The sequence below is a fragment of the Streptomyces sp. NPDC127595 genome (genome assembly GCF_042671685.1).
GTDB lineage: Bacteria > Actinomycetota > Actinomycetes > Streptomycetales > Streptomycetaceae > Streptomyces.
In genome coordinates, this window is the sequence record NZ_JBHXWK010000006.1 from 11,975 (window position 1) to 35,991 (window position 24,017).

A 24,017-nucleotide genomic window follows, 5' to 3' on the forward strand; every position below is an offset into this window, starting at 1 on the left:
ACTTGCTTACGGGGAAAGTCAGTTCCAGGTACGGGCCCGCAGCGGCATCCCCGATGCCCCCGAAGCCTGTGGTGTCCTGACCGCCAGCACCTGGTTGACGCCGATGCGGTTGCGCTCGAAGGCGAGTGCCGAGGCGGCCATGTACAGCCGCCAGACGCGGGCCCGGCCGGGGCTGGTGAGCCGCACGGCACGCCCCCACTGCGCTTCCAGGTTGGCGACCCAGCGGCGCAGGGTGAGGGCGTAGTGCTCGCGGATCGACTCGATGTCGCGGACCTCGAAGCCGGCCCGCTCCAACTGGGTCACCGTCGTCCCGACAGGCGCGAGTTCGCCGTCCGGGAAGACGTACGCGTCGATGAACTCGTCGACGTGGTACGCCGATTCGTCCCGGCGCGGCGGCCGCGCGATCTGGTGGTTGAGCAGCCGCCCACCGGGCCGCAGCAGCCGGTGCAGCACCTCGGCGTACTCCAAGTACCGCTCGGCGCCCACGTGTTCGGCCATGCCGATCGAGGAGATGGCGTCGAACGGCCCGTCCGTGACGTCCCGGTAGTCCTGCACCCGGATCTCCACCCGGTCGGTCAGCCCCTCGTCCGCGACCCGCTTACGGGCATACGCGGCCTGCTCCTGCGAGAGCGTCACGCCGACCACGCCGACGCCGTACTCACGGGCGGCGTGGATGGCCATGGAACCCCAGCCGCAGCCGACGTCGAGGAGCCGCTGGCCCGCCTTCAGGTCCAGCTTGCGGGCGATGAGGTCGAGCTTGTCGCGCTGGGCGTCCTCGAGGGTGGCGTCCCCGGACTCCCAGTAGGCGCACGAGTAGACCATCGACGGGCCGAGGACGATCTCGTAGAAGTCGTTCCCCACGTCGTAGTGGTGGCTGATGGCCCGCCGGTCGCTGCGCTTGGTGTGCAGATGCCGGCGCCTGCGCACCTCCTCCCCGGGCGGGGCGGGCGGCAGCGGCCCGACCAGCTTCACCAGGCCGCGCACCGCGGCCCGCACCTCGGGGTCCCGCAGGGCCTCCGCCGACCCCCTCGCGTCCTCCCCCCGCTCCCACAGGAGCCCGGACATCAGGCCGAGGGCGGTGTAGAGGTCGCCCTCCACACCGAGGTCCCCGGCGACCCACGCTCTCGCGAGACCCAGTTCTCCCGGCTTCCACAGCAGCCGGCGTACAGCCCGTCGATTCCGTACGACGAGTACGGGGGCGGCGGGCGGCCCTGCCTCCGAGCCGTCCCAGGCGCGGATGCGCAGCGGGAGCGGGGCTCCCAGCAACTGTTCGACAAGGCTCTTCAGCCGCAGCGCGGCGTCCTGCATGGCGCACACCTCCGTGACGACATTCCCGAACGCTCCAACATCCACGTAAACACCAACATGCTCTTCGCGCAGTCCCCCTTCCGCGTTACGGCTTCGCAAAACAGGTGCAGAGACCATGCTTCTGGCGTCGGAGGGGCGGTGCTTTTATCGCCGGTACGGCGGGTGCGGAAACGCCGAAGGGGCCTCCCGCACCACGGATGGCGGGAGGCCCCTTCGGGGCGTTCGGTGACCGGAGGTGACCTGGCGTGTGACCCGAGGTCAGGAGGCCTTGGCCTTCTCCTCGGTCTTGGCGGGCGCTGCCGGAGCTGCGGCCGCACGGGCCGGCGCCGGCTTCGCTGCCTCGTAGAACTCCTCGCGAGGAGTCTCCATGGCACCGAGCGAGACGACCTCACGCTTGAGGAACATCGCGAGCGTCCAGTCCGCGAAGACGCGGATCTTACGGTTCCACGTCGGCATGGCGAGACCGTGGTAGCCGCGGTGCATGTACCAGGCGAGACGGCCCTTGACCTTGATCTTCACCTTGCCCATGACGATCATCGCAACGCCCTTGTGGAGGCCGAGGCCGGCCACCGCACCCTTGTTGGCGTGCGCGTACTCCTTCTGCGGGAAGCCCCGCATACCGGAGATCACGTTGTCGCCGAGCACCTTCGCCTGGCGCAGCGCGTGCTGCGCGTTCGGCGGGCACCAGGCGTTCTCGACACCGGCCTTGCGGGCGGCGACGTCCGGCACCTGGGCGTTGTCGCCCGCCGCCCAGATGTAGTCCGTGCCCTGCACCTGGAGCGTGGTCTGGGTGTCCACGTGACCGCGCGGGCCGAGCGGCAGACCGAAGCGGGAGAGGACGGGGTTCGGCTTGACGCCGGCCGTCCAGACGATGGTGCTGGAGTCGACCTCGAGGCCGTTCTTGAGCACGACGTGGCCGTCGACGCAGGAGTCCATGGAGGTGGAGAGGTAGATCTCCACGCCCCGGCTCTCCAGGTGCTCCTTGCCGTACAGGCCGAGCTTGGGGCCCACCTCGGGAAGGATCTTGTCCGCCGCGTCGACGAGGACGAAGCGCATGTCCTCACGGGACACGCTGGTGTAGTACTTCGCCGCGTCGCGGGCCATGTCCTCGACCTCGCCGATGGTCTCCGCACCCGCGAAGCCGCCGCCGACGAAGACGAAGGTGAGCGCCTTGCGGCGGACCTCCTCGTCCGTGGTCGAGTCAGCCTTGTCGAGCTGCTCCAGGACGTGGTTGCGCAGGCCGATGGCCTCTTCGATGCCCTTCATACCGATGCCCTGCTCGGCGAGGCCGGGGATCGGGAAGGTGCGCGAGACCGCGCCCATCGCGATGACGAGGTAGTCGAAAGGCAGCTCGTACGCCTCACCCACGAGGGGGGCGATCGTCGCGACCTTGCGGTCCTGATCGATGGTGGTCACCCGACCGGTGAGGACCTCCGCCTTGGGGAGCACGCGTCGCAACGGGACGACGACATGCCGGGGGGAGATGCTGCCGGCGGCGGCTTCGGGGAGGAAGGGCTGGTAGGTCATGTACGACCGGGGGTCGACGACCGTGACGGTCGCCTCTCCGTAGCGCATCTTCTTGAGGATGCGCCGAGCTGCGTACAGGCCTACGTACCCACCGCCTACTACGAGGATCCTGGGACGCTCCGTGGTGCTCATGCCATCGAGTATCCACCTGCCCCAGGGGGGTCGCTCGTGAGCCCCTTCACAAGCATGGCCGGACCCTCTGCTACACTGCGCGGCCCACGTGACCGAGGTCATGTCGTCACGAAGGAACCAGCGGGCGGTTCGGACCGTTGTCAACACCGCGTGAGCTGCCCATCCGCCTCCGCGAGGGTCCCGCGAACGGGCCGGAGCAAGCCCCGTTTCACACGCCCGAAACACGCCCCGAACGCTCCCGTGAGCACCCCTCCCCGCCTGGTGAGCCGCCCGGAAGGGCCAGAGGAACGAAATCCTCGTCCAACAGGGCCCTTTTCCTTGTGAAGAACTTCACGAACTTTTCCGGCGGCGTGTCGCGAAGGCGTTTCCCAGCCCCCTCAAGTGCGCTCATACGTTCTTCGACCGGCTCAGGAGAGGTCGCGTACACGGCTACGCGATCGACCAGGCGATCCCGTCGAGGATGTCGTGCTCGCTGACCACGACCTCCGCCGCGCCGATCCGTTCCATGATCGAGAGCAGGACGAGGGCACCGGCGGCGATGACGTCGACGCGGCCCGGATGCATCGAGGGGATCGCGGCGCGTTCGGCGTGCGTCGAGGTCAGCAGGGACTCGGTGATCTCGCGGACCCGGTCGTAGGAGACCCGGGAGTGGTGGATGGCGGCCGAGTCGTACGCGGGAAGGTTCTGCGCGATCGCCGAGACCGTGGTGACCGAGCCCGCAAGACCGACCAGGGTGCGCGCCTCACGCAGCGGCACGGTCCGCTCGGCAAGGTCCAGGGCCGCCTCGATGTCGGCACGGATCGCCTCGACCTCGGCGGGCGTCGGCGGGTCACTGACCTTGCCGTCGTGCACGAGGTGGCGCTCGGTCATCCGTACACAGCCGATGTCGACGGATGACGCGGCCCGCACCTGCTCCTCGCCCACGACGAGCTCCGTGGACCCGCCGCCGATGTCCACGACCAGATACGGCCTGGCGAGGTCGTCCCGGCCGGTCAGCTCCTTGGTCGCGCCGGTGAAGGAGAACTCCGCCTCCCGGTCACCGGTGATCACCTCGGGCTCGACACCCAGGATGTCCAGCACCCCTCGTACGAAGTCGTCCCGGTTCTCGGCGTCACGGGAGGCCGAGGTCGCCACGAACCGCACCCGCTGGGCGCCGTGCTCCTTGATGGCCGCCGCGTACTCGCGGCAGGCGGCGAAGGTGCGCTCCAGCGCCTCGGGGGCGAGCCGCCCGGTCCGGTCGACGCCCTGGCCGAGCCGGACGATCGTCATACGCCGGTCCAGGTCGAGGAGTTCCCCCGTCGCCGGGTCCGCGTCGGCGACCAGCAGGCGGATGGAGTTCGTACCGCAGTCGACAGCGGCGACACGGGTCACTTGGCGGCCTCCTCTTCGGCGAGGGACGCCCCGGCGCCGGGCTGCTGCGTGTCCCCGGCCGACGTCACGCAGGCCCCCTTGCGCCACCACTCCGGCAGCATCGCGATGGCCTCGTCGCCCAGCGGGTTCACCCCAGGACCGGCCGCCAGCGAGTGGCCCACCAGGACATGGAGACACTTCACCCGGTCCGGCATGCCGCCCGCGCTGGGGAAACCCTCCAGGACCTCGATGGAGTCACGCCGGGCGATGTAGTCCTCGTGAGCGGCGCGATAAGCGGCCGCCAGCTCGGGATCGCTCCCCAGACGGTCCGTCATCTCCTTCATGACCCCGTTGGCCTCCAGCGTGCCGATCGCGGAGGCGGCACGCGGGCACGTGAGGTAGTACGTCGTCGGGAACGGCGTCCCGTCGGGAAGCCGGGGCGCCGTCTCCACCACGTCCGGCTGACCGCAGGGACAGCGGTGCGCGATCGCGCGCAACCCGCGCGGCGGTCGCCCCAGCTGCTGCTTGAAGGCCTCGACGTCCGCGTCGGTCGGCTCGGTGCGCGGGGTGGGCGGCGGTGGCGTTTCCATGCCGTGAGTCACATGTCTTTCTGGTCAGTCAGTCAGTCAATCGGTCAGTCAAAGGTTCAAAACAGCCGGTCCACGGATTCCAGTCAGCCGATCGCGCGAGCGGTCCGCCGGTGAACCGGTCGACCGGTTCCTTCAGCGGCCGGCGGCGTCGGCCCTGTCCACGCCGTCCCACACGTTCGAGTACCAGGGACGGTCGGCCGCCCCCTGGTCGACGCGGGACTGCTTCGCCGCGTCCGGGTCGATCACGATGTAGCCGGTCTCCCCCGGCATCACATAGTGCAGCCGGTCCCGGATCTGCTGCTCCGCGTACGCGTCGTCCTGCCAGCGCGCCTTGAGGTCACGCAGCTGCTCGACCCGCTCGCGGGCCTGCTCCCGCTGCCGCACCAGGTCGGAGACCTCGGCGCGCTGGGACACGTACTGCCTTATCGGGTACGCGAGGGCCACCACCAGCGAGCACAGGACAAGGGCGAGGAGCGCCGCTCGCCCGGTGAGCCGCGAACGGCGGGCCTGGCGCTTGGTCTGGGAGCGGTAGACCCGGGCCGCCGTCTGCTCGCCGAGCAGCTTGATCCTGGTCGCGGTGGAGAACCGGTCCCGGTCCTTCACGGCCATGAGTCCCGCCTCCCCGATCCGTCCCTGCCTGCACGTGCGTACGTCCCCGCACACGGTACGGGACCGAGTACGGGGACGTACGTACGACGCTTCCTACGAAGCCCGGGCTCAGCCCTTGCTGTGCTTACTGGTTCGCAGAGCGAAACCGGGGGAACGCGCTGCGGCCGGCGTACACCGCGGCGTCGTCGAGGATCTCCTCGATGCGCAGCAGCTGGTTGTACTTGGCGACGCGGTCCGAGCGGGCCGGGGCGCCGGTCTTGATCTGGCCGCAGTTCACCGCGACGGCGAGGTCGGCGATGGTGACGTCCTCGGTCTCGCCGGAGCGGTGGGACATCATGCACTTGAAGCCGTTGCGCTGGGCCATCTCGACGGCGTCCAGGGTCTCGGTCAGCGAGCCGATCTGGTTGACCTTGACGAGCAGGGCGTTCGCGGAGCCCTCCTCGATGCCGCGGGCCAGGCGCTCCGGGTTGGTGACGAAGAGGTCGTCGCCGACGATCTGGACCTTGTCGCCCAGCTTGTCGGTGATGACCTTCCAGCCCGCCCAGTCGTCCTCGTACAGCGGGTCCTCGATGGAGACCAGCGGGTACGCGGAGACGAGCTCCTCGTAGTACTCGGTCATCTCGGCGGCCGAGCGGGACTTGCCCTCGAACTCGTACTTGCCGTCCTTGTAGAACTCGGACGCGGCGACGTCGAGCGCGAGCCCGATCTGCTCGCCGGGGATGTAACCGGCCTGCTTGATGGCCTCGATGATGAGGTCGAGCGCGGCGCGGTTGGACTCCAGGTTCGGGGCGAAGCCGCCCTCGTCGCCGAGGCCGGTGGACAGGCCCTTGGTCTTCAGCACCTTCTTGAGGGTGTGGTAGACCTCGGCGCCCCAGCGCAGCGCCTCGGAGAAGGACTCCGCGCCGATCGGGGCGATCATGAACTCCTGGATGTCGACGTTCGAGTCGGCGTGCGACCCGCCGTTCAGGATGTTCATCATCGGAACGGGCAGCAGGTGCGCGTTCGGGCCGCCCAGGTAGCGGAAGAGGGGCAGGTCGCTGGCCTCGGAGGCGGCGTGGGCGACGGCGAGGGAGACGCCGAGGATGGCGTTGGCGCCGAGCGAACCCTTGTTGTCGGTGGCGTCCAGGTCGAACATCGCCTGGTCGATCAGGCGCTGCTCGGTGGCGTCGTAACCGACGAGCTCCGGGCCGATCTGCTCGATGACGGCGAGGACGGCCTTCTCGACACCCTTGCCGCCGTAGCGGTTGGGGTCACCGTCGCGCAGCTCGATGGCTTCGAAGGCACCCGTGGAGGCGCCGGACGGGACGGCGGCACGACCGGTGCTGCCGTCATCGAGGCCGACCTCGACCTCGACGGTGGGGTTGCCTCGCGAGTCGAGGATTTCCCGGGCTACGACGACGTCGATGGACGGCACGAGCATCTCCTTCAGGAATGTGACGCGGCTACGCGGGACTGTGGCAGCCCCGCGGGATGAGCCTAACCGGCTCCGGGGGATCGGCCAGCCGGTCTACCCCCTCTTGTGCAGAACTGAGGGCAAATATTGTTCCCGAACGGAACAAAAAGGTGATGAAAGAGGGGTGGCGACGACGACGGATGGGCCGGCGCGGGAAATGAAAAACCCCGCCCCGGTGCGTACGGGGGAACACGCACCGGAGCGGGGGGCCCGTGGGGGACGGGGGTGACCCACACGAGGCCTTCAGTATGGAGACCACGTATAGGAGCGGGCTGTGGTTCAACTGCGAAGCGGCTGTCAGTGGCCGGCCGACCGCCGTCGGCCGTCGATCCGGGCCGTCAGCTCAGGTGGAACTGCTGCCGGCCGAGGTGGAGCCGCCGTCAGCTCAGGTGGAGCTGCTGACCCGGGTAGATGAAGTCCGCGTCGTCGATGATGTCCTTGTTCAGCTCGAACAGCTTCTGCCAGCCACCCTTGACGTTCTTCGCCTCGGCGATCGCGCTGAGGGTGTCGTCCTTCTTCACCTTGTACTCGCCGTCGCCCTTCTTGACCGTCTTACCGGTCGGGGTCTCGACGGTCTCCTTCTTGGCGGTCTCCCGCTCCGAGGAACGCGAGGCGCGCTGCTCGTCGGTCTTCGCGCTCGGCGTGCTCGGCTTGCTCTGTGTGCTCGGCTGCGACGGGGTGGTGCTGCCGGAGTCGTTCGCGGCGTTCGACAGGCCCGTGCCACAGGTCGGCCAGGCACCCTTGCCCTGCGCGGCGAGAACCTTCTCGGCGACGGATATCTGCTGGGACTTGGAGGCCTGGTCGGCGGTGGAGGCGTACGAGCTGCCGCCGTACGCGGACCAGGTGGAGGCGGAGAACTGCAGGCCGCCGTAGTAGCCGTTGCCCGTGTTGATGGACCAGTTGCCACCGGACTCGCACTGGGCGACGGCGTCCCACTCGGAGGTGGTGGCGGCGGAGGCGGTACCGGCGGCCATCAGCGGGGCGGCGACGGCGACGCCGGTCACTCCGGCGAGGGCGACGATACGGGTGGCCTTGGACGGGCGACGGTGCTTGCCCTTGCACGAACGCAGCATGAAGTAGATCCCCTCACCGACGCCTACGAGGTGAGCTGTCGGGTTCGGGCGGGTGAGTGCCCGGTCGCGCACCTTGCGGTGCACGTCTTCACCCCAAGCCGCTCCCGGTCAACTACCGGGCGCAGCGCTTACCTTGGGTCCCCCGCTCCTGCCTACGGCGCTTGACGCGACGACTGTTCCCGTACGGCCGCTGGCAGGATTCGGCGTTGCGACCGTCGGGGCTCACTGTGGCGAGCGGTCACGACCGTAGGCAGGCGATCGGCGGAATATCAAAGACGATCAAGGGGTCTGAGATCCATCTCTCATTCTCGCCAAACTGGACATTCCATGGCGAACCATGACGTGAACTCCCGCTGCATTTCGCCCTATTCAGCACCAACTGCAAGGCTCTGACCGGGCAGGATGAGGTTCGCGTCGGCGCCGACCGTCTCCTTGTTCTCGGCATAGAGCTCGGTCCATCCGCCGTCGAGGCCAAGGGCGTCGGCGATGAGCGAGAGACTGTCGCCGGCACGGACGACGTACGCGCCGTCCACGACGGAGCGAGCCGCGTCGGAGTCACGCGAGGCGTGCCGCCCGGAAGTGGCGTCGTCCGTACGGCCGTCGGTCGCACCCTCGGTGGCGGTGTCACCGCGGTGACGCCCTGCACTGGTCGCCTCATCCTCGGGCGCACTCGAAGACTCGTCAGTCTGGGCGGACTTATCCGATTCATCACTGTTCGCGGCAGTTGAGCCGGTGCTCGCGTCCGCACTCGCTGCCGCGTCCGGGGTGGCGGACTTCGTGGAGTCTGTGGCGTCTGCGGCGGTCTCGGTCGCGTCCGCGGAGGGCGAAGCGGCCGGAGAGGGGGTGGACGATTCGGACGGGTCGGCGGAAGCGGACGCGTCGGGCGACAAGTCGTCCGCCACGCCCGTGTCGACCTCCACCGAGGCGGAGTCCTTGCTGAGCCCGGAGAGGGGTCCGCAGGTGGGCCAGGCGACGAGCCCCCGGCCGTCCAGGATCTTCTCGGCGACGGCTATCTGCTGCGAGCGGCTGGCCTGGTCGGCACTCGGGGCGTATTCGAGGCCGCCGTAGTTCTCCCAGTCCCACTCGGTCACATGCAGCCCGCCGTAGTAGCCGTCGCCGGCGTTCTGGCTCCAGGAGGCACCCGTCTCGCACTCCGCGACGCGGTCCCAAGTGGTGGTGTCGGCCGCGCTCGCGCTCGTGGCACCGAGCAACGGGATCGCGATGGCCGATCCGGTCACTCCTGCCGCGACGATGAGAGCCGGGGCCTGACGGGGTCGACGATGGCGGCCGTTCCCGGAGAGCATGCGGAAGCCCTTTCATGTGACAGCAGGTGACTACAGCGACATACGGCGACGTCAGACGACGCCTGCGACGCATGATCCGCGCTGTTCGTCGAACGTATCCGCACCCGAACGCTTGTCACAAGTCGATGCAGCGTAGATCACGTGAAGATCACAATGTTGATGGACCGTCAGCTTTTCGCGATCGGTCAAGTCCCTTGAGACCGCGATGGATCGTCAGCTTTTCGCGATCCGTCAAATCCCCTGCGACCGCCCGGCGGACAACCGGAGCGGAGCCGTGAACTCCACCGGAAGTGTGCGCAATCCCCGCATAATGAGCCCGCCACGCCAGCGCAAATCGGCGGAATCCCCTGCGAGTTGGAGGTCGGGGAGGCGGGTGCTCCGGCCTCCCCGGCGCGGGGAGGCCGGGTACGTCAAAGCCGGTGAAATGTGCCGGGCCACGGAGTGTCACGAATGAGCCGGCCGCAGACCCGGCACCGGGTTTGGGCTACCGCCGCGTCCCCGTGTCCTCAGCGACCGCACTACGGACTTCGACGAGCCGGCGGGCCCGGAACCGACCGGTGACTGTGAGCCGTGGCAGGGTCGGCCGCTTGTACGCGTCGACTCCGACGGTGTCGGAGTCCAAATCGGACTCGCCCTTGCGGTACTCGGCCAGCGTTCTGAGCTGGTCGGCTGAACCGGTGTAGCCGATGCCGCGCATCTGCCCGTCCACCGTCCAGATGGACACCGCGCGCGTGTCCATCTACCAGGACAGACACCGGTCGTCGAACGGCTGCGCCGCCTCGGGCCGGAAGACGACCGGCGAGCCGGTGGCCCTCCGGTCCCGCTTCGATGCCGGGCTGCCCAGCCGCCCGGCTTTGGGACTCGCCGCGAGCGCGCTATAGGCGTCGACGACCTTCTTCACCACCCGCACCGCGGGCTGCGCAGACAGCCCGAACGCCGCCTTGATGTCCGCGTAGAGCAGCTTCTGCAACCCGTTGCGGTCTCTCACACCCGTCTCGAAAGCGATCCGGGAGACGTGGTCGGCTGCCCGGTTGCAGGCACGCAGGGTCGCCTCCAGTGCTGCCGCCTGCTCCGGCGACGGCAACAGCTTCACCTGCACCACCAGCTTCACAACACCCGAACCTAGACAGCGTCCCGCACACACGGGCGAACTTCGCACACAGCCACCCGCCCTCGCGACCACCCCGCACGCGCGTGCGAAATTCCCCGGCTCCGCCGACCAGCGGGGAGACGTTGTCCTGGCCCATGATTCCGAAGTCGTCGAGCAGATCGAGGGCGGAGACGCGCGCGTATTCGGCAACGACGGCCGCAGGAACGACGAGACAAGGGTGTGCCCTCAGCGGGAAAGGTGCAGTTGAGGCGGAATTGCACGGTTCCGCGGCTTCACCCACGCGATGCGACTCCCGGTACCGTCAGCCCGTGAACGCCCCCCATAACAAACCCGAACTCTTCACCTGGGAGTTCGCCACCGACCCCTACCCTGCCTACGCGTGGCTCCGCGAGCATTCGCCCGTGCACCGAACCACGCTCCCCAGCGGGGTGGAGGCCTGGCTGATCACGCGGTACGCGGACGCCAAGCAGGCGCTCGCCGACCAGCGACTGTCAAAGAATCCCGCCCACCATTCCGAAGACGCCCACGGCAAGAGCAAGACGGGCATCCCCGGCGAGCGCAGCGCCAACCTCATGACCCATCTGCTCAACATCGACCCGCCGGACCACACGCGGCTCCGCCGACTCGTCTCCAAGGCGTTCACACCCCGCCGGGTGGCCGAATTCGAGCCCAGGGTCCAGGAGTTGACCGACCAGCTCATCGATCAGTTTGCGCACACAGGAAGCGCCGACCTCATCCACGAGTTCGCCTTCCCCCTCCCCATCTACGCCATCTGCGACCTGCTCGGCGTCCCCCGCGAGGACCAGGACGACTTCCGGGACTGGGCGGGGATGATGATCCGGCACGGGGGTGGACCCAGGGGCGGTGTCGGGCGGTCCGTGAAGAAGATGCGCAGCTATCTCGCCGAGCTGATCCAGCGCAAACGGGAGGCGCTCCCGGATACCCCCGACCCCGGCGAAGACCTCATTTCCGGGCTCATCCGCGCCTCTGACCACGGCGAGCACCTAACGGAGAACGAAGCAGCGGCCATGTGCTTCGTACTACTGTTCGCAGGTTTCGAAACGACATTGAACCTAATCGGCAACGGTATGTACTCCCTGCTGCGCAATCCGGCACAGCGGGCACGACTACAGAAGTCGATCGAGCGTGGAGACCAGGAACTGCTCGACACAGGCATCGAGGAACTACTCCGTTACGACGGCGCGGTCGAGCTGGCTACTTGGCGCTACGCAACCGAGTCCCTCACGATCGGCGGACAGAGAATCGCTTCCGGTGATCCCGTGCTCGTGGTCCTCGCCGCCGCCGACCGTGACCCGGCCCGTTTCCACGAGCCGGACACACTCGATCTCTCCCGCCGGGACAACCAGCACCTCGGCTACGGACATGGCATCCACTACTGCATCGGCGCACCGCTCGCCCGTCTCGAAGGCCGCACCGCGCTGGCCACCTTGCTGCGCCGTCTGCCGGATCTTCAGCTTGCCGCCGATCCCGCGGACTTGCGCTGGCGTGGCGGCCTGATCATGCGTGGGCTGCGGAACCTTCCTGTGGAGTTCACGGCTGCCTGACGCCGGCTGACCAGCCCGGCTCGGAGCAGCGAAAGAAGTACGGGAGCGGTACACATGGGGCAGAAGGCTCGGCTGAGCGCCCTCAGCCAACGGTACTCAGCGATCCTCTCTCGGCCTCTCACCCCCTTCACCCCTAGCTGTCCGGAAATCACCTGCTGTTTGACTTCGCGGCTCGACAAGTCCCTACAGTCGCGAAGTGGACCCCGAAATACTCAGATCCAGCTTCGCGGTCGTCGAGAGACGGGCCGAGTTCGCGGTCAAGTACTTCTACTCGCATCTGTTCCGGCACAACCCGGGCGTACGCGGGCTGTTTCCGCTGGACTTTCCGGAGGACATGGAGCGGCAGCGGGACCGGCTGTTCGCGGCGCTGACGTATGTGATGGAGCGGCTGGGGGATCCGGCGCTGCCGGGGTACCTGCGGGAGTTGGGGCGGGATCACCGGAAGTACCTGGCGGAGCCGGACCACTACGCCGCCGTGGGGGCGAGCCTGATCGCCGCCTTCACCTTCGTCGCGGGTTCGGCGTGGAACGCGGAGGTCGAGAAGGCCTGGGCCGAGGCATACGGGGCGATCGCCAATGTCATGCTCCAGGGCGCCTGGGAGTCACAGCAGGAGGGCGAACCGCCCTGGTGGGACGCCGAAGTCGTGGCCAGGACCCGGCACGGTGACGATCTCGCCGTACTGACCCTGCGGCCCGACCGACGGCTGCGCTTCTCCCCCGGCCAGTACGTCAGCGTCAACGCCCCCCATCTGCCCGGCATCTGGCGGCCGTACTCACCGGCCAACGCGCCCCGCGCCGACCACACCCTCGACCTGCACATCAGCCGGGTCGAGGGCGGCGTACTCTCCACCGCCCTGGTCCGGCAGACCCGGGAGGGGGACATCCTGCGGCTCGGCGCACCCGGCGGCGCGATGACCCTGCGGACGCCCGTCGAGCGACCGCTGACGTTCATCGCGGCCGGCACGGGGTGGGCGCCCGTCAAAGCGCTGCTGCAGCAGCTCGACGCCACCCACGAGGCCCGGCTCTTCCTCGTCGCCCGGGACACCTCCTATCTGTACGACCGGTCCGCCGTCGAACGCCTTCAGGCCCGACTCCCGCTGCTCTCCGTCACGTTCATCACCCCCGCGCCCGGCCGGCCCAAGGCGGAGGCGACCGAGCGGTTGCTGACCGCGCTGGGCAACCGTGCGGGCTGGGAGCGGCACGAGGTCTATCTGGCCGGTCCGCCCAGGCTCGTCGAGGAGATCGGCGACGAGCTTCCCGGTCTTGGCACTCCGGCCGAACGGATCCACCACGACGTCCTGGCGCCGGCCGCCGAGGACCGCACCCGGCCGCTGGGCACGGCGGAATGGCTGCTCGAACGCCCGCAACCGAGCTGGCACAACCCGGCGGGCCGCGCACCGGGTGCGTGACGCGGGGGCCGAGTGGGGGTCATACCTCCCCGGCTCGCTCCGTCGCGCGGATCGCGTCGCGGTACGCGCGGGCCGCCGTTCGTAGTGCTGTCTCCGGGTCCACGCCCTCGGCCTCGGCGCGGGTGGCTATGGCAAGGAGCTCGTAGCCGACGCCTTCTCCCCGGGGGAGTTCGACGTCAAGTCCCGCCGTGCGCACCCGGGATGCCAGCTTCGCCGCCAGAGCCAGGCCCGGCTGGCCCAGCGGGATTCCCTCTGTCACGGATGTCCGGCGCTTCTCCTCGGCCTTGGTGCGCAGCCAGTGCTCCTTGACCTCCTCGGGGGTCGTGGCGGTCTCGTCGCCGAAGACGTGCGGGTGGCGGTGGATCAGCTTCGTGACGATGCCGCCGACGACGTCGTCGATGGAGAAGGGGGTGTCCTCTTCCTCCGGACCGCCTTCCTCGGCGATCCGGGCGTGGAAGACGACCTGGAGCAGGACATCGCCGAGTTCCTCCCGCAGCTCGTCCCGGTCGCCCTCCTCGATCGCCTCGACCAGCTCGTACGCCTCCTCGATGCCGTACTTCGCCAGGCCCTCATGGGTCTGCTGGGACGACCAGGGGCACTCGACGCGAATGCGGTCCATGACCTGGACGAGGTCGAGGAAGCGGGCACCCGGCAGGTCGTACGAGGCGGGGAGCAGCTCCAGGTCCGGCATCTGTATGCGACCGGAGCCCGCGAGCCGGGACAGCCCGTCGGTCAGCCGGGGCTCACCCTCACCGGTGGCGACGACGACCACCGTGCGGCCGCCGGCGCAGGCGTCGATCAGCTCCTGCGCGTTCGGCGCTGTCTCGTCGACGGTGATGCCCGCCTCGCGGAGGTAGGGCAGCTGCGGGTGGCTGCCGTCCGCGCACAGCACCTGGTCGGCGCCGCGCAGCACTTGCCAGGCGGGCCAGGACAGCAGACCGGGGGCGACGCGGTGGCTGGTGGTGAGCAGGACGATACGGCCGGGGGCGGGGGCAGCGGTGCCGGGGGCATCTCTGCCGGGCGCGGGGGCCGCGGTGCCGGGGACCTGGGCAGCGGTGCCGGTGGCGGGGGCCGCGTCGTGCGCCGCGCAGGCAGCGGCGTCAGGGGCGGGGGCAGCGGTGCCGGGGACCTGGGCAGCGGTGCCGGTGGCGTCCGGGCCGCCGTCGAAGCTGGTTGCGTTCACCCCTCGAACGTAACCCACACCGCCGACCGCCCCGCCGGTTATCCACAGGCCGGCCGGCCATCCCGGCCGTTCCCAGGTCGGGCGGCCGCACGACGTCGGCAACGGGCCCGGACGCGGAACCGTTTATCCACAGCCCCGTGCCCGGACCCCCGGGCCGTCCGTTACGCCGTCTCCGGCGTCTGGGTCGCCGTGACCTCCCGCAGCCACGGCGTCTTCACGTCGACGCGGCTGCTCTTCTGGACGTCCCAGGCGCCGTAGCGCGGGTTCAGGTCGACGTCCAGTTTCTTGGAGGCCTCGGACATCGCCTTCCAGAAGGTGGCCTGGCCGTCGGTGGTGTTCATGTCGGCGCCGATCGCGGCGGCGAGCTTCTGGGCCTCGATCTCGGTGCGGAGGCTGTCGTCGAGACGCTTGGGGGCCACCCCGTACTGCGTCAGCCAGGCCGACTCCAGCGCCTTCGCGCCGCCCGCCTGCTGCTCCAGGGACGTACGCAGCTGCTGGGTGTCCTTGCGGGTGACGCTCACGCCCGCGCTCTTCGCGGCCTCGTCGAGGACCCGGTCGAGGACCAGAGTGTGGAGGGTGTCGCGGGTGAGGCTGCTGGTCTGGGAGACGGCCTGCTTGTACTGGGCCTCGTCCGTGGAGGCGGCGCGCTGTGCCGTGCGCACCTCGTTCACACGGTTCTCCAGCTGTGCGACGGTGATCCGCTGCCCGCCTACGACGGCCGCGGCACCGGGATGCGCCTCGCTGCCGCAGGCGGTGAGAAGGGGGGCCGCGGCAACGATCGCGGCGGACAGGACGAGCGCGGTGCGGCGGCGGTGCAAGGAAGCCTCCCGAGGCGATTGTGCGGCGGTGCACAAAGTCTTGCGGTGATCGATGGTAGGCAGTGGCCCAGCTCTCGGCCACCCATTCGACCAACGATTCGCAAGCAGTTCAGGCACCGCCGCACCGGCACGACGTCCCTAGCCCGTGTCGAGTGCCTGTCTCTTGAGCCCGCACCCGGGGCCTGTCTCTTGAGCCCGTGTCCTGAGCGCGTCCTCAGCCGGTGATCGCCACCGGCGCGTCCCACGCGTTGCGGTCCACGGTGATCGTGTAACCGCCGCGGGTCTCCTTGCTGTTCACCATGTACTGGTGGGCCCGGCTGTGGTTGGTCCACAGGCTGGCCGCGAACGGCCAGTCGGCCGTGGTGGTGTTCTGCTTGTCCCACAGGGCGTACCACATGTTGCCCGGCAGGTCCGTGCGGTCGGTCGCGACGGCGATGGCCTTGGCGCTGGAGCTTGAGAAGCCGTAGTAGCCGGAGCGGTAGATCTTGGCGCGCAGGGCCTTGTCGAAGGCGCGCACATACGTCAGCACCGCGTTGTTGCAGGCCGTGTCGGTGATGTCGTACGCCTCCATGTCCAGGTAGATCGGGCTGCCGGCCTTCATACCGAGGGCGGAGGCCTGCTTCACGGCGTCCGCGGCGTCGGTGGCGCCGAGTGAGGCGGCGGTGGCGGCGGTGATCTTCTCGGGGCTGGAGCCGGTCTGGCAGGGCGGCTGGGCGCCGACGTAGAGCGGGATGAGTTTCCAGCCGACCGTGCTGACCGACTTGACCCAGGAGGCGGTGAGGTTGGGCTGGGCGCAGCCGCGGTTCTTGCCGCCGATGTAGACGGCGGCGGCGCCGTAGAGCCCGCCGTGCCAGGCCTTCATCGCGTTGAGGGAGGGCGCGGTGCAGGCGTCGAAGGCGCGCCCGGTGTATGTCCGCTGCGCGGGCCAGGTGGTGGCCGCCATCGAGTTCTGCGCGGCGATCCCGGCTCCGGCGACCACGGCGACACCGGCCGTGGCCCATGCCACGTATCTGCGCTTCTTGGACTGACGATGGCTGGACATGCGTTACCCCACCCTTGGTTGTGCTCTGACTGTTCGCTGGCTGCGTGCCGGCTTTGCGTCCGCTGCGACGCGCAGGCGGATCGCACCGTATCCGGAACCGCACCCTCGTTCGGAAAACCCTGGGCCTGGATCATCACAAGGATCAGCCAAGCCGGCGCAAACCCCTACGTGTTCTCCCCCGTACGTGTTCTCTCCCCTCCCCTTACGTGTTCTCCCCCGTGCGCGCTCTACCCCCGGACCTGCCCCAGCCACTGCAAGGTCCGTCGGATCTCCGCCGTCATCGGATGCCCGGGCCCGCTCAGGCGTTCCACGTCATGCAGCAGCCGGGCCAGTGTGTCGTGGGCGGCGCCGCGGTCGCCGAGCGCGAGCAGCAGGTGGCCCATGCGGCGGCGGACTTCGAGGGAAAGCCCGGGGTCGCCGGCGACGTACTGGTTCTCGTAGTACGGCAGCAGCGCGCGGTACTCCGCGAGTGCGGCGGCGGGTTCGCCGAGCTGTTCGAGGCATTGGGCGGCGTCGTAGCGAAAGCGCAGGGACTGCGGGTCGGACTGGCCCGCCTCGCTCGCCCGTTCGTCGGCGAGACGGCGCAGTTCGGGCAGTGCGCGCCGGTACTGGCCGTCGTCCATGAGCGTGGCGGCGTACTGCTTGCGCAGGGTGCGTACGACGGTGGAGTGCGCGCCGTGCTCGGCGGCGGCCGCCGGAAGGATCGCACCGAGGATGTCGACGGCCTGCGTGATGCGTCCCTCCCCGAGCAGACGCTTCACCTCGTCGACGGCGCCCACGACGTCCGGCTTCTCCACGACGGGCGCGGCCTGCGGCTGGGCCGCGGGGATACGCGCGCGGTCCGGCCAGGGGGCGTGCGGGCGCAGGAAGGGGCGCGTGGGGTCGAGCGGGGCACCTGTGGGCATGCCGCGCCCCGGCAGCAGCGGGAGCAGTTGCTCGTACGTCTCCTGGGCGGACGCCGGCCGGTGCTGCGGGTCCTTGGACAGCAGGCGCAGAACGAGGGCCTCCAGGGCGGGCGGAACCTCGGCGCGCAGCCGGCGCACCGGGAGCGGCGGCTCGTAGAGGTGCCTGTGCAGGACACCGAGGGCCGTCGAGCCCGAGAACGGCACGTCCCCACTGAGGAGTTCATGGAGGAGTACGCCGAGTGCGTACAGGTCCGTGTACGGGCCGACCGCGCCGCCCATGGCCTGCTCGGGCGCCATGTAGGCCGGGCTGCCGATGGGTGAGCCGGTGTGGGTCAGGCGGGTGGTGTCGGTGTCCATGACGGAGGCGACGCCGAGGTCGAGGACGGTGACCGTGCCGTCCTGCTTGACCATCACGTTCCGTGGCTTCAGGTCGCGGTGGACGATCGGGACGGCGTGCACGGCGCTCAGCACGGCGCACAGTTGCGCGGCCACAGAGACCGCCCACTGCCAGGGGTAGGGGGTGTGTTCGGCGAGGTGGTCGGCGAGGTCGGAGCCGTCGACGTACTGCATGACGAGGAACAGCTCCTCGCCCTCGCTGCCCGCGTCGTGGACCGTGACCAGGCCGGGGTGGTCGACCTGTGCGGTGACGCGGCACTCGCGCACGAAGCGGCGCCGCAGCTCGTCGGCCTCCTGGCCCGCGACCTTGTCGGGGCGCAGCAGCTTCACCGCGACACGTCGGTCCAGACGCTGGTCGTAGGCCGTCCACACCTGACCCATACCGCCCTGCCCGATGAGCGTGGACAGTTCGTAGCGGTCGGCGACCATACGTTTTGCCGCCACGCTCACCGGCCGTCCTCGGGGTTGCTCTCGTGCTTGCGCAGATAGTCACTGAGCTCGTCGAGCTCGGCGCGCACCTGGTCGATACGGGCGGGCGCGGGGCGCTGCGGCGGCGGCGCGGGCGGCGGAACGGGGGTGTGCGGCGCGGAAGCCGGTGGCACCGGCGTCTGCGGGTGCGTGGCGGCGTACGGGGACCCGGCCTGTGGGTAGCCGTATCCGGCGACCGGCGGCCGCTGGGGTATGTAGCCGGGGAACGGCGGCCCCTGGCGGTGGTGCTGGATGTCGGCGATCAGGAAGTGCACGGAGGCGAACGCGCCGAGCAGAAGGATGACGGCCAGCGCGACATCGGTCCTGACGTCCTCCTCGGGCAGCGAGCCGATCACGGCGAGACCGCCGATCGCGAGAGGCAGACTCACCCAGGCCAGCACCCAGTCGTACGACCTGCCACGCATCACGGCCACCCTGAACAGCGGGACGCACGCGAGAAGTCCGCAGGTGAGGAACCCGGCGGCGGCGATCAGCACACGGAGGGTGATGACGGTGCCCGAACTGCGGGAGGGCGGCGCCGCGCCGTGGCCGTACATGACTTCTCCCGGTGACCTGATGAGAAACGACTGATGAGGAAGAGCTGATGATGATGGAGAGCTGATGATGAAGGACAGATAAGCTCGAAGTCCGAGCGTATAGGCCGACAAGGACAACCGGTCCCGGGTTGTACCGAACCGTTGTCGGGCCGATCACTTCGCCCGCGTCTCGGGGAGTCCCAGGGAGACCAGGGGTCCCAGGGACTCGATGGTTGCGCGGCCGGGTAGCGGTGGATAGGGCCATCGGCCGGTGCGGTGGACGGGTCAAAGCGTGTGCCGCACCCACACATTGGGCTCGACGTACACGGCGTATCCCCGGCCCGGTTCGCAGTGCACCGGCACCAGCGCGCCGGGCACTTCCACGAGGCCCTCCCTGTCGAAGGGCAGGCCCGTCCAGTCGCGCCACTCCGCCAGCGAGGCCGCCACCGTCATCGATGCCGGCGCCACCGTCTCGATGACGCCGCCGGCCCGGACGTGGACACGAAGCCACGGGTCGTGCGGCAGCCCGTCGGCCCGCTCGCGGAACGCGTACTCCTCCATCGGCGTCCGCGGTTCCAGGTGCTTGGCGCTGGGGCGGACGGGGGCGACGACCTCGCCGAAGCCCTGCGCACGGGCGTTGTCCCGCATCGCCCGGAGCATCCAGGCCGACAGACCGCCGCCCTGGGCGTGCGGGGCGACCACGATCGAGATGGCGCTCACCGTGTCGGGGGGTGTGCCGCGCCGCCGATCGGCGAAGGCACGGGCCAGTACGTCGTCCCAGCCTCGCGCGGGCAGCTCGCGCCGGGTGCCCGGGGCGACTTGGGCGAACCGGCCGACCTGGGCGACCCGGGACGCGTCACCCTCGTACTCATACTCGTACGCGCCCTCGTACTCCTCCTCGGTGAGCGCGAACGGAACGCTGTACGCGTGCGCGACCACATCCCCGTGCTCGTCCTCGGCGAACAGCACGTACTCCGGGAGCTCGGTGGCGATCCGGCCGTAGTGCGCGTTGCCGACCGGGTCGTGGAGCAGGAACTCCGGCCAGGTGTTGGCCATCCCGACCACCTGACCGAGCATCTCCGGACGCTCGGCGAGACTCGACATCTCCAGCTGCATGCGAGTCACGGTAGGCGCCGCCGGTTCACAGCGAAACGGGTTTGCGCCTGCCTCAGGTGCCGGCCCAGGCCGTCCATCAGGTGGTCGCCCGCCCAAGCGGCCGAGCCCAACGCCCGGCGCCCGTATCACCGGCGACGCCCTCAGTCCACGGGAAAGCCAGTCCGCGGGATCAGTCCGCGGAAACCGGTTCGCGGAAACCGGTCGGCGTGAATCAGTCCGCGTGAAAGCGGGCCGGGGCGCTCGTCGGGTTGCCGCCGGACGGTATTTTCTGGTCGGGGCAGCTGGAGAGCACCCGCTTCATCGCGGCCTTCTCGCTGCTGGTGACCCACAGCTCGTACTTCTTCTTGACGGCCACCTGGGCTGCGACATAGGTGCAGCGGTACGCCTTGTTGGGCGGGAGCCAGGTCGCCGCGTCGCCGTCGCCCTTGCTGCGGTTGGTGCTGGAGTCGACGGCGCGGAGGTTGAGCGGGTCGTTGGCGAGAGCTATCCGCTTGCTGGCGTCCCAGTACTTGGCGCCCTTCTGCCAGGCGTCCGAGAGCGCTATGACGTGGTCTATGTCGACCAGGCTGTGTCCTCGGGTGAACGTCACGTCCTTGCCCGTGTAGTGGTCCGGGTTGAGCTCCCCGGAGGACACCTTGCAGTCGCCGTCGCTGAACTTCACGTCCTCCAGGTCCCGTTTGAGGATGTCGTCGCGGGTGTCGCAGTCATTGGAGTCCGTGTCGGCCCAGGCCGTGCCGAACTTCTCCCTGGAGTAACCAGTCTTGGGCGCGCGCCCCTTGACGGTCAGTGAGTCCACGGCGGTGAGAGCGGCGCCGCCCGCCACCGTCTCCTCCGGGCCCGCGGCTCCGTCCTCGGGCTCGATCTTGCAGCCACTGACACCGAGGCTGACACCCACCACGAACACCATCAGCGCGGACCCCGCACCCCCACCCCGCAGACGCGCCACGACGCCCTCCCCTTGCTAGCCGGACACGCCCGGTACGAGCGCGTTTCCCCTGATCCCAAGGTAGTGGCCGCGATACCTCGGCCATACCTGCCCGCGAGGGCAAGAGGTGCACGCCGGTGTATCGCCGGTGGTGAGGCACCTCCGGAAGAAGCCCCGGGAAAGCCCAAGCAGGAGCACCGGAAGGAGCACCAGCGAAAGCACCGGAAGGAACTCTGGACGAGAGCACGGCGTAAACCCTTGCTCCTATGGGCCGTTGCCCTTCTCTCCCCTTCCTTGCCCGTCAAACCTTTCCGATGCCGAGCGTCGTCTCCGAAGGCAGCAGTCCTGAGCCGAGCACCGCGACCCAGAACTCCCCCAAAAGCTCGGCGAGTTGCCCAACGGCGTCGGGCCCGAGCGCCTGCCAGGGAGCCGCGGCCAGCTCGTCCGTGTGTAGTTCGACCTGGCGGCGCAGTTCGCGGCCGGCGTCGGTGGCGGTACCTGTCTCGGTCAGCAGGCCGCGCCCGACGAGCCGTTGGCGCGCGGCGGCCCATTCCTCGGGGCTCCACCCACGGCTCTCGAAGCGCTCCACGGAGGCCGCGCCGATCGCCGCGAAGGAGACGAGGGACTCGACGGGGTCCAGGCCCGCGACGAGCAGGGCCGCGAGGTGGCCGTCTCCCCGGTGCTCACGCAGGATCGTCGCCGCGTGCCACAGCTGGAGGTGCGGGGCCTCGGGCCATGCCAACTCCGCGTTGGCGGCGGCCAGCGGGCGGCCTGCGGTGTTCGCGGCCTCGGCGGCGCGGCGGGCCAGCGAGGCGGCCTGCGCGAGTTCGGGACTGGATAGGCGCTCGCCGAATATCGCGCGGTAAGCCCGGTCGACAGCCCGCTCCCGTGCTTTCAGCACCTGACCAGGACTCGCTGTCCGCCACGCGGAGTCCGTGTGTTCGCCGACCATGCGCGGGCTGAAGCTGTAGAAGGCGGAGGCCACGCGGCCGCTCCCGACCTCCCCCAACGGGGCGGCGCGGTAGGGGAAGTAGCTCGGCCAGCGCTCCTCGGTCCCGTACCCGAGTGCGGCCGCCTCCTCGAAGGCCTCCGGTGCGTAATAGAGCACGGCGTGCAGCGGCTCCAGCAGGTGCCACATCTGGCGCACCCGGCCAAGTTCGACACGGTCGTCTCCCAGTTCGACACGGTCGCCTTTCACCGCGCCACCCTTGCCCGCCTCACTGACGTTCTCAGACATGGCCCACCCCCTCGTCCCGCATCGACCATTGCGATGCGCCCACAACTTGACACTGACAAGATTGCCCGAACCCTCGCAACTTGTCAATGCCTAGATTCCGCGTACGCTGATGACCATGGCCCCTGCCAATACCGACACGAGTAGCGATACCGGCGCGAGTAGCAATGCCGACGCCAACAGCACAGCCGTTGACGCCAACGCCGTGACCAGTGACGCCCCCCGCCCCTACCACCACGGCGATCTGCGCCGCGCGATCCTCAACACCGCACTCGACGTCATCGGCGCCGACGGCCCGTCCGCGCTGAGCCTGCGCGACCTGGCCCGCCGCGCCGGTGTCTCGCACGCGGCGCCGGCCCACCACTTCAAGGACCGCACCGGCCTGCTCACCGCGATCGCGGCCGAGGGCTACGGGCTGCTGGCCGTCACGCTGGCGGAGGCCGCGGATCTCAAGGACGCAGGCGTCCGCTACGTACGCTTCGCGCGCGAGCACCCGGCGCACTTCCAGGTGATGTTCACGCCGGAACTGCTCCGCGCGAACGACCTGGAGCTGACCACCGCCCGGACCCTGGCAGGCGAACACCTCCGCACCGCCGTCGCCGCGGTCCCGCCCGAGGGCCGCGGTGTCGACCCCCGCCTCGCCGGAGTCGCCGCCTGGTCCCTGGCCCACGGCTTCGCCACGCTGCTCCTCGGCCACAACCTGGACGGCCCGGTCGGCGACCAGGACCCCGAGGAGGTTTTCCGCACGCTGACGGAGATGCTGTTCCGGCCCAAGTCAGCCTGACCTGTCTGGCCTTGGACGTGTGAGAGAACGAACAAGAACGTGACAGAGGAGAGCGTGACGGACAGGAACGCGAAGGACAGGAACCCGAAGGACAAGAACGCGAAGGACGAGAACGCGAAGGACGAGAACGCGAAGGACGAGAACGCAACGCACGAGAACGAGCGTGTGCAGAGCATGGTGTTGGGGGATGTCGAGGTCATCCGGGTCGTCGAGTGGCACGTACCGTTCCTGCCCACCTCCAGCATGTTCCCGGGAGCCGCTGCCGAGGTGTGGGAGGACAACAAGGACTGGCTGGCACCGGACCACTGGGAGCCGGACAGCGACTTGACGGTGATGACGCTGCAGTCCTGGGTGCTGCGCAGCGGTGGGCGGACCGTTCTGATCGACACCGGTGTGGGCAACGGGCGCGAGCGACCGGGCATGGGGCCGTTCCACCGGAGTCAGGGTGATTTCCTCGGCCTCCTGGCGAAGGCCGGTGTCCGCCCGCAGGATGTCGACGTCGTCGTCAACACCCACCTCCACGTCGATCACGTCGGCTGGAACACCGTCGACGCGGACGGAGCGTGGGTACCGACGTTCCCCAATGCCCAGTACCTCATTCCGGCCGCCGACGACTTCCACTACGGTCCGGACAACTCGTACGGGAAAGGCCTCAAGGAGGTCGACCGCCTGATCTACGAGGACAGCATCGCGCCGATCCATCATGCCGGACAGGCCGTGCTGTGGGACGGTCTCCACCGCGTCGACGAACACCTCACGCTGGAGTCCGCGCCCGGTCACACCCCCGGCTCGGCCGTGCTGCGACTCGCGTCCGGAAGCGACCGGGCGGTCTTCGTCGGAGATCTGCTGCACAGCCCGGTGCAGATCATCGAGCCCTGCTGCAACAGCAACGCCTGCCTGGCCCCGGAACAAGCGGTGGCCAGCCGCCGCCGGATCCTCGGACGGGCCGCCGACGAACGGGAACTGCTCGTCCCCGCACACTTCGGAGGTGCGGGTGCCCTGGAAGTCCGAAGGGAGGGTGCCGGGTTCGCCCTCGGCGCATGGGCAACGGCCGGCCCCCCGGTAAGCCGCAGCCGCCCCGGCTCACAGACCCGCACCGCAGCCCCCGCCTCAACACCTACAGCCCAGCAACCCTCGTAAACCCCAGGCCTCTGGCCCCAGGCCCCAGGCCCCAGGCCCC

General features: G+C 69.4%; 22 protein-coding genes and 1 riboswitch. Of the genes, 4 read left to right on the forward strand and 18 right to left on the reverse strand.

Annotation, left to right across the window (positions count from 1 at the left end):
• Window positions 1-18: 18 nt before the first annotated feature.
• From ACFVKT_RS19900 to ACFVKT_RS19945, 10 genes are all read right to left on the reverse strand, one after another.
• Window positions 19-1,308, reverse strand: a complete 1,290-nt coding sequence (locus ACFVKT_RS19900; RefSeq protein ID WP_385733222.1) for a class I SAM-dependent methyltransferase — start codon at window positions 1,306-1,308, stop codon at window positions 19-21.
• A gap of 258 nt (window positions 1,309-1,566) precedes the next feature.
• Complete coding sequence (locus ACFVKT_RS19905) at window positions 1,567-2,967, reverse strand: NAD(P)/FAD-dependent oxidoreductase (protein ID WP_385733224.1); 1,401 nt, start codon at window positions 2,965-2,967, stop codon at window positions 1,567-1,569.
• Between the two features lie 429 nt (window positions 2,968-3,396).
• Window positions 3,397-4,338 carry an exopolyphosphatase gene (locus tag ACFVKT_RS19910; protein WP_385733226.1) on the reverse strand — a complete coding sequence of 314 codons (942 nt, stop codon included), beginning with the start codon at window positions 4,336-4,338 and terminating at the stop codon, window positions 3,397-3,399.
• A complete protein-coding gene (locus ACFVKT_RS19915; protein WP_385733228.1) occupies window positions 4,335-4,907 on the reverse strand; it encodes a DUF501 domain-containing protein in 573 nt (190 codons plus the stop codon). Before ACFVKT_RS19915 ends, ACFVKT_RS19910 begins: the two co-directional genes overlap by 4 nt.
• A gap of 132 nt (window positions 4,908-5,039) precedes the next feature.
• The gene (locus tag ACFVKT_RS19920; protein WP_385733230.1) at window positions 5,040-5,516 is read right to left on the reverse strand and encodes a septum formation initiator family protein; all 477 of its coding nucleotides are present in this window, start codon (window positions 5,514-5,516) and stop codon (window positions 5,040-5,042) included.
• A gap of 124 nt (window positions 5,517-5,640) precedes the next feature.
• A complete protein-coding gene (gene eno, locus ACFVKT_RS19925; protein WP_385733232.1) occupies window positions 5,641-6,936 on the reverse strand; it encodes a phosphopyruvate hydratase in 1,296 nt (431 codons plus the stop codon).
• Window positions 6,937-7,349: 413 nt separating this feature from the next.
• Window positions 7,350-8,042: a transglycosylase family protein gene (locus ACFVKT_RS19930; RefSeq protein ID WP_385733233.1), complete on the reverse strand. Its 693-nt coding sequence runs from the start codon at window positions 8,040-8,042 to the stop codon at window positions 7,350-7,352.
• 5 nt (window positions 8,043-8,047) lie between these two features.
• Window positions 8,048-8,212: riboswitch (cyclic di-AMP (ydaO/yuaA leader) on the reverse strand.
• A 195-nt stretch (window positions 8,213-8,407) separates the two neighbouring features.
• Window positions 8,408-9,280 (reverse strand): transglycosylase family protein, encoded by an 873-nt coding sequence (locus ACFVKT_RS19935; protein ID WP_385733235.1) that lies wholly within the window; start codon window positions 9,278-9,280, stop codon window positions 8,408-8,410.
• Window positions 9,281-9,830: 550 nt separating this feature from the next.
• Window positions 9,831-10,070, reverse strand: coding sequence for a hypothetical protein (locus ACFVKT_RS19940; RefSeq protein WP_385733237.1), 240 nt, complete (start codon window positions 10,068-10,070; stop codon window positions 9,831-9,833).
• A gap of 15 nt (window positions 10,071-10,085) precedes the next feature.
• A complete protein-coding gene (locus ACFVKT_RS19945) occupies window positions 10,086-10,457 on the reverse strand; it encodes a hypothetical protein (RefSeq protein ID WP_385733239.1) in 372 nt (123 codons plus the stop codon).
• 308 nt (window positions 10,458-10,765) lie between these two features.
• Between ACFVKT_RS19945 and ACFVKT_RS19950 the strand changes: the two genes are divergently transcribed.
• A complete protein-coding gene (locus tag ACFVKT_RS19950) occupies window positions 10,766-12,022 on the forward strand; it encodes a cytochrome P450 (protein WP_385733241.1) in 1,257 nt (418 codons plus the stop codon).
• Window positions 12,023-12,218: 196 nt separating this feature from the next.
• Window positions 12,219-13,430 (forward strand): globin domain-containing protein, encoded by a 1,212-nt coding sequence (locus tag ACFVKT_RS19955; protein WP_385733243.1) that lies wholly within the window; start codon window positions 12,219-12,221, stop codon window positions 13,428-13,430.
• A 19-nt stretch (window positions 13,431-13,449) separates the two neighbouring features.
• On the opposite strand, the gene ACFVKT_RS19960 is transcribed toward ACFVKT_RS19955, so the two are convergent.
• The 8 genes from ACFVKT_RS19960 to ACFVKT_RS19995 all read right to left on the reverse strand — a co-directional run bounded on the left by ACFVKT_RS19960 (window position 13,450) and on the right by ACFVKT_RS19995 (window position 22,056).
• On the reverse strand, window positions 13,450-14,613 hold the full coding sequence (locus ACFVKT_RS19960) for a nucleoside triphosphate pyrophosphohydrolase (RefSeq protein ID WP_385733245.1): 1,164 nt from the start codon (window positions 14,611-14,613) through the stop codon (window positions 13,450-13,452).
• A 161-nt stretch (window positions 14,614-14,774) separates the two neighbouring features.
• Complete coding sequence (locus tag ACFVKT_RS19965) at window positions 14,775-15,431, reverse strand: SurA N-terminal domain-containing protein (protein WP_385733247.1); 657 nt, start codon at window positions 15,429-15,431, stop codon at window positions 14,775-14,777.
• Window positions 15,432-15,645: 214 nt separating this feature from the next.
• Window positions 15,646-16,473: a glycoside hydrolase domain-containing protein gene (locus tag ACFVKT_RS19970; RefSeq protein WP_385733249.1), complete on the reverse strand. Its 828-nt coding sequence runs from the start codon at window positions 16,471-16,473 to the stop codon at window positions 15,646-15,648.
• 227 nt (window positions 16,474-16,700) lie between these two features.
• Window positions 16,701-18,203 carry a protein kinase gene (locus ACFVKT_RS19975; RefSeq protein ID WP_385734184.1) on the reverse strand — a complete coding sequence of 501 codons (1,503 nt, stop codon included), beginning with the start codon at window positions 18,201-18,203 and terminating at the stop codon, window positions 16,701-16,703.
• A gap of 17 nt (window positions 18,204-18,220) precedes the next feature.
• Entirely contained in the window at window positions 18,221-18,799 is a 579-nt protein-coding gene (locus ACFVKT_RS19980) for a hypothetical protein (RefSeq protein ID WP_385733251.1), read from the reverse strand.
• Window positions 18,800-19,063: 264 nt separating this feature from the next.
• Window positions 19,064-19,894: an N-acetyltransferase gene (locus tag ACFVKT_RS19985; protein WP_385733253.1), complete on the reverse strand. Its 831-nt coding sequence runs from the start codon at window positions 19,892-19,894 to the stop codon at window positions 19,064-19,066.
• Between the two features lie 211 nt (window positions 19,895-20,105).
• Window positions 20,106-20,840, reverse strand: coding sequence for an HNH endonuclease family protein (locus tag ACFVKT_RS19990; protein ID WP_385733255.1), 735 nt, complete (start codon window positions 20,838-20,840; stop codon window positions 20,106-20,108).
• A gap of 280 nt (window positions 20,841-21,120) precedes the next feature.
• The gene (locus ACFVKT_RS19995; protein ID WP_385733257.1) at window positions 21,121-22,056 is read right to left on the reverse strand and encodes a hypothetical protein; all 936 of its coding nucleotides are present in this window, start codon (window positions 22,054-22,056) and stop codon (window positions 21,121-21,123) included.
• A 115-nt stretch (window positions 22,057-22,171) separates the two neighbouring features.
• Between ACFVKT_RS19995 and ACFVKT_RS20000 the strand changes: the two genes are divergently transcribed.
• Entirely contained in the window at window positions 22,172-22,837 is a 666-nt protein-coding gene (locus ACFVKT_RS20000) for a TetR/AcrR family transcriptional regulator (RefSeq protein WP_385733258.1), read from the forward strand.
• A 174-nt stretch (window positions 22,838-23,011) separates the two neighbouring features.
• On the forward strand, window positions 23,012-23,977 hold the full coding sequence (locus ACFVKT_RS20005; RefSeq protein WP_385734186.1) for an MBL fold metallo-hydrolase: 966 nt from the start codon (window positions 23,012-23,014) through the stop codon (window positions 23,975-23,977).
• Window positions 23,978-24,017 lie beyond the last annotated feature (40 nt).